Annotated in this window: 11 protein-coding genes and 1 pseudogene; 2 read left to right on the top strand and 10 right to left on the bottom strand. The window is 49.7% G+C overall.

The window, feature by feature from the left end; translation table 11 throughout:
• The first annotated feature begins 2 nt into the window (after positions 1–2).
• On the top strand, positions 3–299 hold the full coding sequence (gene ihfA / locus MYB54_RS12100; RefSeq protein ID WP_009112984.1) for an integration host factor subunit alpha: 297 nt from the start codon (positions 3–5) through the stop codon (positions 297–299).
• 60 nt (positions 300–359) lie between these two features.
• On the opposite strand, the gene MYB54_RS12095 is transcribed toward ihfA, so the two are convergent.
• The 4 genes from MYB54_RS12095 to nadE all read right to left on the bottom strand — a co-directional run bounded on the left by MYB54_RS12095 (position 360) and on the right by nadE (position 4,562).
• On the bottom strand, positions 360–776 hold the full coding sequence (locus MYB54_RS12095) for a nitrous oxide-stimulated promoter family protein (protein ID WP_039275136.1): 417 nt from the start codon (positions 774–776) through the stop codon (positions 360–362).
• Between the two features lie 134 nt (positions 777–910).
• The gene (locus MYB54_RS12090) at positions 911–2,629 is read right to left on the bottom strand and encodes an ABC transporter ATP-binding protein (RefSeq protein ID WP_248720815.1); all 1,719 of its coding nucleotides are present in this window, start codon (positions 2,627–2,629) and stop codon (positions 911–913) included.
• Between the two features lie 132 nt (positions 2,630–2,761).
• Complete coding sequence (gene yddG / locus MYB54_RS12085) at positions 2,762–3,649, bottom strand: aromatic amino acid DMT transporter YddG (RefSeq protein WP_205563574.1); 888 nt, start codon at positions 3,647–3,649, stop codon at positions 2,762–2,764.
• An 88-nt stretch (positions 3,650–3,737) separates the two neighbouring features.
• Positions 3,738–4,562: an NAD(+) synthase gene (gene nadE / locus MYB54_RS12080; RefSeq protein ID WP_039469241.1), complete on the bottom strand. Its 825-nt coding sequence runs from the start codon at positions 4,560–4,562 to the stop codon at positions 3,738–3,740.
• 225 nt (positions 4,563–4,787) lie between these two features.
• Between nadE and osmE the strand changes: the two genes are divergently transcribed.
• Positions 4,788–5,117, top strand: coding sequence for an osmotically-inducible lipoprotein OsmE (osmE, locus tag MYB54_RS12075; protein ID WP_039275129.1), 330 nt, complete (start codon positions 4,788–4,790; stop codon positions 5,115–5,117).
• A 145-nt stretch (positions 5,118–5,262) separates the two neighbouring features.
• Here osmE and MYB54_RS12070 read toward each other — a convergent pair whose 3' ends face one another.
• The 6 genes and pseudogenes from MYB54_RS12070 to MYB54_RS12045 all read right to left on the bottom strand — a co-directional run bounded on the left by MYB54_RS12070 (position 5,263) and on the right by MYB54_RS12045 (position 12,187).
• Positions 5,263–6,657 (bottom strand): L-cystine transporter, encoded by a 1,395-nt coding sequence (locus tag MYB54_RS12070; RefSeq protein WP_039489631.1) that lies wholly within the window; start codon positions 6,655–6,657, stop codon positions 5,263–5,265.
• A gap of 240 nt (positions 6,658–6,897) precedes the next feature.
• A pseudogene (locus MYB54_RS12065) lies at positions 6,898–7,404 on the bottom strand (metal-dependent hydrolase); the annotation flags it as partial.
• Between the two features lie 80 nt (positions 7,405–7,484).
• Positions 7,485–8,438: a pectin acetylesterase PaeX gene (gene paeX, locus MYB54_RS12060; protein ID WP_205568261.1), complete on the bottom strand. Its 954-nt coding sequence runs from the start codon at positions 8,436–8,438 to the stop codon at positions 7,485–7,487.
• Between the two features lie 334 nt (positions 8,439–8,772).
• The gene (locus MYB54_RS12055; RefSeq protein WP_014915273.1) at positions 8,773–9,504 is read right to left on the bottom strand and encodes an oligogalacturonate-specific porin KdgM family protein; all 732 of its coding nucleotides are present in this window, start codon (positions 9,502–9,504) and stop codon (positions 8,773–8,775) included.
• Between the two features lie 247 nt (positions 9,505–9,751).
• The gene (locus MYB54_RS12050) at positions 9,752–11,044 is read right to left on the bottom strand and encodes an ABC transporter substrate-binding protein (RefSeq protein ID WP_014915274.1); all 1,293 of its coding nucleotides are present in this window, start codon (positions 11,042–11,044) and stop codon (positions 9,752–9,754) included.
• A gap of 15 nt (positions 11,045–11,059) precedes the next feature.
• On the bottom strand, positions 11,060–12,187 hold the full coding sequence (locus MYB54_RS12045) for an ABC transporter ATP-binding protein (protein WP_010275619.1): 1,128 nt from the start codon (positions 12,185–12,187) through the stop codon (positions 11,060–11,062).
• Positions 12,188–12,194 lie beyond the last annotated feature (7 nt).

Below are 12,194 nucleotides of genomic sequence, written 5' to 3'. Positions count from 1 at the left end.
CTATGGCGCTTACTAAAGCTGAAATGTCAGAATACCTGTTTGAGAAGCTCGGGCTGAGCAAACGGGATGCCAAAGAGCTAGTCGAGCTGTTTTTTGAAGAAGTTCGTCGCGCTTTGGAAAATGGCGAGCAGGTCAAGTTGTCAGGTTTTGGCAATTTTGATTTGCGAGACAAGAACCAACGTCCGGGACGTAACCCAAAAACTGGCGAAGATATTCCGATTACGGCGCGCCGTGTGGTCACGTTCCGTCCGGGGCAAAAGCTAAAAAGCAGGGTAGAGAACGCCTCTCCCAAAGAGTAACAGAGTCACCCAAAAAGGCCGCGTAAGCGGCCTTTTCCTATCTTATTCGCCTCATTTTGCCTATTTCAACGTCGATTCGGTATCTGCTGGTGCCGTATGCTGCGAGGCTAAACGCGTTGCTCGTCCATTTGGCGCAGCCTCTTTTTTCGGATAGTCCGGCACTGGCCGATGATCGTCAATTAAATGGCGTATTGCCAGAATCGGGTGGCGCAACAACATCCGCGGCCCCGACCAGCGCATAATCGCTTTGATCGCCTCACGTCGGGCGGGTTGATAGCAGTGAATGGGGCAATGCTTACACGCGGGTTTATCTTCACCGAATTGACAGCGTTCCAGACGCTTGATGGCGTAGTTGAATAAGTCTTTATGCTGCGTGTTATCGCCGGTTTCAGGATGATGCTTTTCATACAGCTCGATCATCAATCCGACGGTACGGATCTCCCGCTGTCGGTATTTTCCCAGGGGTTTTCTCGCCATGGCGTCATGTCCTGATGAAATCATAATAGATGTATTTTAAATGCAATTTATTGCGAGGGGAACCACTGAAATCACATCTATGTAGGAAAGCAGAGAGAAAAAGGCGAGGATAACCTCGCCGGGGAAGGTCGTAATCAGGCGTGACCGAACTGCGCCTGATGTAATCTGGCATAGATGCCACTTTGCTCCAGCAGCACCTGATGGCTGCCTTGCTCAATAATGCTGCCGTTATCTACCACCACAATGCGTCCCGCGTTCTGTATGGTTGCCAACCTGTGGGCGATGATCAACGTGGTACGCCCTGCGGAAAGCTCGCTGAGCGATTGCTGTATCGCCTGCTCTGTCGCGGTATCCAGTGCGGACGTTGCTTCGTCCAGAATCAGGATTGGCGGATTTTTCAGGAAGATGCGCGCGATAGATAAACGCTGCTTTTGCCCACCCGATAATTTAACGCCTCGCTCGCCGACCACGGTATCCAGCCCGTCAGGCAGATTTTCGATCAGCTCATCTAGCCGTGCACGCCGTGCGGCGTCCATGATTTCGTCATCGCTGGCATCAAGTTTACCGTAGGCGATGTTTTCCCGAATGGTACCGCCGAACAGGAAAACATCCTGCTGTACGATGCCGATTTGACTGCGCAGCGACGCCTGCGTCATCTGGCGGATATCCATGCCGTCAATGGTGATGGCGCCGCTGGTTAAATCGTAGAAACGGGGAAGCAGAGAACAAAGCGTGGTTTTGCCCGCACCGGAGGGGCCAACAAACGCCACGGTTTCCCCTGCGCGAATCGACAGGTCAATATTACGCAGAATCGGACGATCGGCAGAATACCCAAAGCTCACCTGATTGAACCGGATATCACCTTTCAGCGGCCCGGCATCATGCGCATCGGGGGCGTCGGCAATCTCAGGAACGGTGTCGATCAGTTGAGTAAAACGTTTGAAGCCCGCAATCCCTTTGGGATAGCTCTCCAGCACCGAGGTAATTTTGGCGACAGGTCGGAAAAACACTTCAATCAGCAGCAGGAAGCCGATAAAACCACCGTAGCTGAGTTCGCCCTGAATGACATACCAAATCCCGGCCAGCATTACGATAAGCTGTATCAGGCGCGTGCTGAGGTAGCTGAGCGTCATACTGGCGGTCATGATGCGATAGGCCTGCAACTTGGTACGGCGGTAGTTTTCGTTATCGTTAGAGAACAGTTTCTTCTCATGCGCTTCATTAGCAAACGCTTTAACGACGCGAATACCGCCAACGCTCTCTTCAATGCGGGCGTTGAAGTTGCCAACCTGACCAAAGAGTTGACGCCACGTCTCCGTCATGCGAGCGCCATAGCGGCTGACGAGAAACGTCATGAAAGGCACGATAATAATCGTCAGCAGCGCCAGATTCAGGTGAACCGTCGCCATCAGGATGAACGCACCAATAAACGTCATGATCGCGAGGAAGAGGTCTTCCGGGCCGTGGTGGGCAATTTCCCCGACTTCTTCCAAATCTTTGGTGACGTGGGTGATGATATGGCCGGTCTTCATATTGTCGTAGTAACGGAACGGCAAATTTTGCAGATGCTCAAAGGCCTGCCGCCGCATATCGGTTTCAATACCCACGCCTAGCGCATGTCCCCAATAGTTGACGATGGCCATCAGCGCGGTATTCAGCAGGTATACCGCCAATAGTGCCACTGACGCCAACAGGATCAGCGACCAGTCCTGAGCGGGTAATAATTTGTCGATGAACGCTTTAATCGCCATCGGAAACCCTAATTCAAGCAGGCCAGCGATAATGGCACAGCCGAAGTCGAGGACGAACAACCCTTTGTAAGGGGAATAGTAGGAAAAGAAACGCCTTAACATGTGTGACTATTTTTTAGGTAACGAAATGTGGAGATGACTATAGCAGGTTAGCGTGAAGAATGTGACCGCGAGCAGATTAGGGTTTTTTATTGGACGGAAAATTTAGCCGAAAAGCATGGGGATAGCTGCGAATCAGCTTGTGGGTGTACGTGTCGCATACCAGCAGAGTAGCGAACCTGCAGTGACCATGACGACGCCTTGCCAGAATGATATAGCGGGCGTGATATTGAGCCAGAGCGCGGCTAATAGTGTGGAAAGCACGGGCGTAAAATAAGAGGCGGTTGCCAGCAACGTCAGGTTGCCATGCTGAATACCGATATTCCAGACGGAATAGGCTAATGCGGTCGATGTTCCCATAAAGAGCAGTTGCAGCGAACTTGGTAAGGTTAATGAAATCGCCCCTTCGGCACTGAAGGCGTACTGAATCCAGAGCAGGAATGAGGCGACGAAAAAGAACAGCGAGACGCCGCTTTTACCCTGTCCGTAACGCCTGGTGATATTGCAGTAGAGCGCCCAGGTCAGGGCCGCAGAAAACGCCAGGCTGTAGGCCAACGGGTTAGCTAAGATGTTGTTCCACAGGAGTTCTGGTGTCCAGTCGCTTTCTCCTTTCATAATCCACACGATGCCGCCCAGCGAGAGCGCAAGGCCGGGCCAGAGCAGGAAACGACTTTTCTGCTGATTGATAAAAAGAGAAAAAAACACGGTCAAACTGGGCCACAAATAGTTAATCATCCCTATTTCTATCGCCTGCATGCGGCTATCCGCTAGCCCGATGGACAGCGACAGAAAGATCTCGTAGCAGACAAACATTGCGCCGCCTGCGAACAAATAGACTCTGGGCAGAGTCTTAATGCGGGGAAAACCGTAAAAGGCCAATAGACACAGTGTGCTGGTGGAGTAAATCATTGCGGCACCGCCGATGGGGCCGAGTGCTTCTGTCAGGCTACGGATAAGTCCGACGGATGTGCTCCATAAAACGATCGCCAGTAAGCCCGTGAGCGTGGCGCGCTGTGACGTCATATTCATACCTGGTTATGAAGTCTGTGCAAAAGAAACTAAGAGCAAACCAGACGCCGTTATCTGCATCCGGTTTGCTTATCACAATGATTTATCGCCAGAAATCATCAAAAACGGTAATCGGCGGACGACGCTTGTGTTCAGTTTTGCGATACCAGTTTTCGATAATGGCCGCATCCTTAGCTTCGATCTGCTTGCCTTCCAGATAGTCGTCGATCTTTTCATAGGTGACACCCAGCGCGACTTCATCGGGGAGAGACGGGCGGTCTTCTTCCAGATCGGCGGTAGGGGCTTTGGTATAAAGATGAGAAGGGCAGCCAAGTTCGCGCAGTAGCGCTTTACCCTGACGCTTATTCAACCGGAAAATCGGGTTGATATCGGTACCGCCATCACCGTATTTGGTGAAAAAGCCCGTTACCGCCTCTGCTGCATGATCGGTGCCGACGACAAGCCCGGCATTCATGCCCGCGATGCTGTACTGCGCTTTCATGCGTTCTCTGGCTTTCTCGTTGCCTTTTACAAAATCGGAAAGCTCCACGCCAATGGCACGTAAAGTGGCTTCACTGGCTTCAATCGCCGGCTTGATATTGACGGTTAATACGCGGTCTGGTTGGATAAAAGCGATGGCGTCCTGACAGTCGGCTTCATCCGCCTGCACGCCGTAAGGCAGTCGAACGGCGATGAACTGATAGCGAGAGTTTCCGGTCTCATTACGTAATTCCGTGATAGCCGTCTGGCACAGTTTGCCGGTCAGCGTAGAGTCCTGACCACCGCTGATGCCCAAAACTAACGACGTAACGAACGGGTGAGCATTCAGATAATTCTTTAAAAAATCAACGCTAACACGGATTTCCTGTGCTGGATCGATGCTGCTTTTCACTCCCAACGCAGTGATAATGTCGTTTTGTAATGACATGCCATCCCCTCCTGAACTTATTGATACTGCAAAAGAATTATTACGATTGCCTGAGTGTAAAACGAATTGGCGTGAAGAAAAAGAACAAGCTGTCAGGTAGTCATTTTCCCTATAGATAACCGGTTTTTGACTATCGGCCAATATGTTACATCCCTGCGTTATGATTTGAAAAAGTGGTCGCCGCCGACTAGCCTTAGGGTGACCCATTAATAATGAGGTGATGAGATGAAGAATAACAGATTACTGGTATGTATTGCGGCAGCTGGTGCTGTCATGCTGGCGGGATGTTCGGCTTATAACAAGGCAGAAAGCTATGTCAATGAGCCCGTGGTGAAAGATGTGAAAGTGGGAATGACGAAGCAGCAGGTTCATCAACTTGCAGGTAGCGGAGTAGAAAAACGTCTGGTAAATGCCAAAGGCACCTGTAGCGATTATCTGCTGAAAAACCGTGATGGCACAGCGCAGAACTATTTCGTTAGTTACAACGAAACGGGCCATGTTCTCAATAAAGGCTTCCAGAGCTGCCAGGCTTACGATACTAACCCGCAGCGCTAACTAGCCCGATGGCACGATATCGTTATTAGAAAAGTGTCATAAAAAATGTAGGGACCGTTTTTCAACGTTGTGCAGCAACGGCCCATCATAAAAAAACGCCGATAGCATCAGCCATCGGCGTTTTCTTTTGTGCAGCAAATGCGGCTTAGCGGTGCGTCAACTCAGCGTCATCCTGTGCGTTGAAAACCGTTTTGTCCGTCTGCTTCATCAACTGGCTGGTGACAGTACCGGCCGTCATAGATCCGCTGACGTTAAGTGCGGTACGACCCATATCGATCAGCGGCTCAATGGAGATGAGTAGCGCGACAAGCGTTACCGGCAGCCCCATCGCGGGTAGAACGATTAACGCGGCAAAGGTGGCTCCACCGCCCACACCGGCTACGCCAGCAGAACTGATGGTGACGATACCGACCAGCGTCGCGATCCAGACAGGATCCAACGGGTTGATGCCAACTGTTGGTGCGACCATCACGGCCAGCATTGCTGGGTAAAGCCCCGCACAGCCGTTCTGACCGATTGTCGTGCCGAAAGACGCCGCAAAGCTGGCGATAGATTGCGGCACGCCAATACGGCGCGTTTGCGCTTCAATGCTGAGTGGAATTGTTGCCGCGCTGGAACGGCTGGTAAACGCGAACGTCAGGACAGGCCAGACTTTGCGATAAAAACGGGCCGGATTGATGCCTGTGAACGACAGGATCAGCGCATGGACGCCGAACATAATCGCCAGCCCCAGATAGGACGCGACAACGAAGCTGCCCAGCTTGAGGATGTCTTGCAGGTTAGAACTGGCGACCATTTTGGTCATCAGCGCCATGACGCCGTAGGGGGTCAACTTCATCACCAGACGAACGAGTTTCATCACCCAGGATTGCAGCGTGTCAATGGCGGTTAAAACGCGTTCGCCTTTGACCGCGTCATCTTTCAGCAGCTGTAACGCCGCAACGCCGAGGAACGCAGCGAAGACGACGACGCTGATGATAGACGTCGGGTTCGCGCCGGTCAGCTCAGCAAACGGGTTTTTAGGAATAAATGACAGGATAAGCTGAGGCACGTTAAGGTCAGCGACTTTACCAGCATAGTTGCTTTCAATCGCCGTTAATCGCGCGGTTTCTTGTGCACCTTGCACCAGCCCGGTCGCCGTCAGGCCAAACAGGTTAGTCACAAAAACACCGACCAACGCGGAAATCAGCGTGGTGATCAACAGGGTAGAAAGCGTCAACACGCTTATTTTCCCTAATGATGAGGCATTATGCAGCTTGGCAACGGAATTGAGGATGGAGATAAAGACCAGCGGCATGACGATCATCTGTAACAGCTGCACATAGCCATTACCTACGATGTTAAACCATGAAATGGACTGCTTAACAACCGGGTTGTCACCACCATAAATCAGATGCAGTGCCAGACCAAATAGCACCCCGACAACCAAACCCAGCAACACTTTCTTTGCCAGACTCCAGGATGGGTTACGGCTGACGTAACCTAATCCGAGCAGTAATACGACAAATAGCAGAATATTTATGAGTAGCGGAAAATTCATCCGACTTTGCTCCCTATCAGTGAATCGCGTCATGCTGCCCACGATCTCGCGCGGTAGTGGAGATCGGCGGAGGGAGCGTGATTTTTTGCGATGAAAAATAACAAACGCGCACAGGATAGCAGGTCTTTTGCCATCATGTTACAGGGATATGTCTGACGGTAAGTAACGCTGTTACTTCACGTATTGAAAAAGGTAGGTTTGCGCGGACTGTAAAAAGCGAAATGACTGCTCATAGGTGCAGCAATCCAGATTCTTTTGTGGCTGATACAGCGAAAAGCCGATACAGGCAAGACACAGAAAGCGTTCCAACTGATTGCCTTTTTGGCTGTTTAAAATCGGCAAGCGGAAACGCCAGCGACAGGGCCAGAGCAGAGGAACGCCAGAGGGCGTCAGCATATCCGCGAGAATGTGGCTCAGATAACCGACGATCATGGCATGGTAGGCATCGGTCGGAATCGGCCAGTCTGGCGGCAGGCGCGTCTGAATAAAGAAAATACCGGCGGCGATGGCAAGGAGGCTGTGCGTAAACCCGCGATGGCCAAAGAGGCGGGCAATGGGCGAAGAAAGCCACTTCAGGCGCTGCCCGAGGACGGATTTAGGGTGATCGATATCGGGCAGCAGCGCGGTAAGGAGTGCACCGGGAATAATGTGCCACCAGTCTCCGGTAGCCAGCGCAGGCGATAGCTCAACTTTCTTAGCCAGAATCGCGCAGGCAACAGAAAACAGCAGGTGTCCTTCCGCAGTCATGAAACTTCTCAAATAAAACTGTTATTTTATACAGTATAAGAGATTATCCCTGTCTGCGGAAGCCGTGACGGCGTAACGATTTATTTCGACGGTTCGTTACTTACAGGTAAGACTCGCAGCCAATTGTCCAGCAACTGAGGCCAGGCTGCCGCTGGAAGTCCTTTGGTACCGCGCAGGCCGAAACCGTGTTTCCCCTTCTCAAAGAGATGCATTTCGACGGGGATCTGTTTTTCCCGCAGCGCGCTGAACATCACCAGACTGTTATCAACCGACACTGACGGATCGTCAACGGCATGCACCAGAAACGTGGGTGGCGTCTGAGCGGTAACCTGCTTCTCTGGAGAATAACGCAGCACCTGTGCTTCCGTCGGCTGCTCACCGATTAACTGTTTGCGCGAACCAGCGTGCGCAATATCCGCCTGCATCGAAATGACGGGGTACATCAGCACCATGAAATCAGGGCGTGCGCTTACGCTGTCAATGGCATCCGTCGCGGGGTAAACGGACTGGGCGAAGCGGGTTCCCAGGCTGGCAGCAACATGACCACCCGCGGAGAATCCCATAATACCAATACGCTGTGGGTTAATGTGCCACTTCTCGGCGTTGGCCCTCAGGGTTCTGATTGCTCGCTGTGCATCGGCTAACGGGGCGTCAGCGCCTTCTTTATGGCCTTCTCCGGGCATGCGATAGGTCATCACGAAAAGGGTGTAGCCCTGTTGATTAAAGAACGGTGCCAGATCGCTACCTTCCTTATCCAACACGACGCGCTGGTAAGAACCGCCAGGCGTAATGAGTAACGCCATACCATTGGGCTTCTCTGCTGGATAAACGGTAATTTCGGGGCTGCGAATCCCGGTTGCTGCCCGATCGGGAAGAGAGGGATCTTTACTCCGCTCGACCACTTGCGGCTGTAGCGTTGAAGAAGAGGCTCCCGGCGCTTCGCCGTGTGGCCAGACAGGAAAAACAGGTTGAGCGTAACTTAATCCATTTACAGACATCATAATGGCCCCGACAAGCAGAGAACGAACAATCATGATAGATCACCTGACAAAGGGAAGGAGGGGGAAAATCGTTGGGCGATGATAAAAAATAGGGTAGCCATCACATCGGAGAAAAAATGACTACCCTGAACCGCAAACTTTAATAAAGAAATAACATTCATACACGAAGAGGGTAAATCAGACACAGCAATTTCAACAGCTAAAACGCATTTAACGACACCACATGTAACAACGAAACGTAACTAACTTGCTTAACCTACGACGGACATCATAATAAAGGGACGTTAATGATAAAACTGAGTAAATCAATTAACACTAACATCCCTTTTGCCAACTAATAATGCTTATTTAAATAACAAGCCCGTTATTAGAAGCTGTATTGCACACCAACACGGTAACGAGTTTGACGATCATCGTTGGTACCAGAGTCAGCGATATTACCGATCGCCATATAAGGCTTCCAATTCTTATCGATTTTGTAGGAAAGCTTCACATCATGATCGATTTTCCAAGTTTCGAAATCAGATTGATAAAAACCTGCTTTGTTTGCTTTTTTATAATCCAGTTCGTAATCAACCTGGAAATCTTTCAGGAATTTATAGCTAACAACGGCAGTTAAATTGTATCCATTCTCTGAAGTATTTCTTCCACCAATACTGCCGCTGTTACGCTTATAATATGGACGATAGCGCAGTGAGGTAGACAGATCGTCAGTAAGATTCACTTTACCGCGGAGGTAAGGGCGGTAGTTGTTAGAGGTAGAGTTTGAATCTAAAGAGAAACCTGGTTCCAAAGAAAAGGTTTTATTGAAGTTGTAAACATAGCTGGCAACCACTTCAGTACCGTTGCTGACGGTTTCATGATACGGTTTATTTGGTGTTACGCGGTTTCCAACAGTGCTGTTATTGGGCTCGCCGTTTTTCCATTTTGCTTCAACGGAAAGGCCAAAACCATTAGCAAAACGGTGAGACATTGAAATACGATCTTTATGATCGCCTTTAGCGGTATCTTGCATTTCATGACGGTAATCGATTGTCACAGCCATTGCATTCACACTAATTAATGACGTAACTGCCAGAGCTAGTAATTTAAATTTCATTGTTATATTCCCTATTGGTTAGGATATCTCTAATAAAAAACACGCATTATGCTTTTTGGGACAAGTTCTATTTTATTTATTATTAAACTACGTTCTGTGATCGAGATCGTCTTGGGTAACAAAAAGTAAAATGGGGTTTCAAATTGTGAGGGAGATCGAATTGAATATCGCGGTTGTTTTAATTTAAATGAAAAATCCCTGCCGTCAGTGCGGCAGGGATGAATTACAGTCTAAAACGGGTACAACATTATTTCATTGCGCGTTTCAGAATACGTTCAGATTGACGCTGGAAGTATTTCGCAGCATCTTCCACAGATTTCTGACCGTAATCGATAGACTGGATGGTATCACCAAACAGAGAAACGATTTGCGGGTCATCGAAATAAGGGGAAACAGCAACTTCATGCGGCAGAGACAGCGCCAGTTTCAACCCGGCAACGGCTGGTGCATCATCTTTGATCACGCCATCAGCAGTCAGCTGAGCCACAGCGGCTTTACTCAACGGTACACCACGTTCCAGACCCAGAGCCTGAGCACCTTCTTTGCTGTTCAGCAGGAAGTTGATCAACTGAGCAGACTCTTTAGGATGCTTGGTTGACTTACCGATAGACAGCATCTGTGCTGGTTTGAAGAACAAGCCGGCATCTTTTGCACCTGGCAGCATTGGGTAGCTACCCAATTCCAGTTTTGCTGGTGGTTGCAGGTTGTCAGAGTACTTAGTGATAGTGGAGTTCCACATGTAAGTACCAGACCACTCGCCGTTGATCCATGGCTTCATTTCATACATGTTGCTCTTACCGAAAGACGCATAGTATTTCGCATCAGGCATGACATGGCTGTCGATCAACTTCTTATACATGCCAAAGAATTCAGCCCATTGCGCATCGCTATAGGCGAATTTCTGACCTTTTACATCAATCGCTGGAATGTTGTACTTCTGAACCATATAAGAGTTCAGCAGTGCCAGAGAATCTTGGTGTTCCAATACGATAGGGTAGTATTGGTCGCCCAGTTTTTCTTTGAACACTTTACCGGCGTTCAGCAGCTCGTCCCACGTTTTCGGATATTCCAGACCGGCTTTTTTCCAGCTTTCGGTGTTGAAATAGAAGACGCGAGCCGTAACGGAAATCGGGATACCGTTCAGTTTCCCTTCGACCGTGGTGTTTTGCAGTTCTTTTGACTCGAACTGGGTCAGATCCAGAGAATCTTTAACCTTGTTCAGGTCATAAAAACCCGTGCCGTTCTTAGAGAAAATCGGCAGCCAGTTCCAGTTGGTCTGCATCACATCTGGCTCGGTGTTACCGGCAATCTGTGTTGTCAGACGAGACAGGTGACCATCCCAGCCAGTATATTCCGCTTTCACGGTGATGTTCGGGTGCTGCTTGTGGAACTCTTCAATGGCTTTGAGCGTCTGCTGGTGACGGCTGTTGCCGCCCCACCAGGACATTCTCAATTCAACATTATCAGCGGCTAAAGAGGGCATTGCCACTAACGACGCCAGAGATGAAGCTATTAACGTGTGTAGGATCGCTTTTTTCATCGGTTACTACTCCTGTTAAAGAGAGATATTTTTTTCTGTTTTTGCATCAAAAATATGGCATTTTTCCATGTCGAACTGGAAATACACCGGACGATGCAGTCCCTTCTCGATAATCAGCCGACCTTCGTCATAAGGAATACGGCTGGTTAATTCAAAGCCATCAACTTTAATGTACATAAAGAATTCGTGACCCATGTTTTCTACGCGAACCAACTCACCCTGTGAGTGGCTGCCTTCAAATGGCGTATCTGACACGGAAACATAGTCTGGGCGAACACCGAAGAAGACGTCTTGTCCGATATAGCTGCGGACTTTGTCTTGTTTTGCAGCATTTAACACCAGCGCGTTATTCCCAACCACAACGCCAATCTGACCGTCTTTCTCGACCAGTTTGCACGGTTTAATGTTCATTTCTGGTGAGCCAATGAAGCCAGCAACGAACATATTGACAGGGAAGTGGTACAGGTTATCCGGTGTATCGACCTGCATGATGTGACCGAGTTTCATCACGCAAATACGGTCACCCATGGTCATTGCTTCAGTCTGATCGTGGGTAACATATACGCTTGTCGCCGCTTTACCGCTTTTCTTCAACTGCTTATGCAGGTCAGAAATACGGATACGCATGGATGCACGCAGTTTGGCATCCAGGTTTGACAACGGTTCGTCAAACAGGAACACATCTGGTTTTTTAACGATGGCGCGGCCTACGGCCACACGCTGTGCCTGACCACCAGACAGCTGGCGTGGCAGACGATCCAGCAGATCTTCCAGCTCCAGAATTTTGGCCGCTTCGGCGACCTGCGCTTCAATTTGATCTTTAGGCATTTTGCTCAGCTTCAGACCAAACGCCAGATTCTCTTTTACCGTCATGTGAGGGTAGAGGGCGTAGTTCTGGAACACCATGGCAATCCCGCGATCTTTCGGCGCCAGATTGTTAACAACGCGCTCGCCGATACGTACTTCACCGCCGCTGATGGTTTCCAGACCTGCCAGCATACGCAGCGTAGTGGATTTCGCACAGCCAGACGGGCCGACGATAACCATGAATTCACCGTCTTTAATCGTCAGGTCGATGCCGTGAACGGCTTTGAAACCGTTGGAGTATACTTTTTCCAGTTTATTGAAAATAACTTCAGCCATGATAAAT

Source organism: Pectobacterium nicotianae (assembly GCF_023272715.1).
Taxonomy (GTDB): domain Bacteria; phylum Pseudomonadota; class Gammaproteobacteria; order Enterobacterales; family Enterobacteriaceae; genus Pectobacterium; species Pectobacterium brasiliense.
Note: the sequence above shows the minus strand (reverse complement) of the source record. Positions and strands in the feature narration are given on the sequence as shown.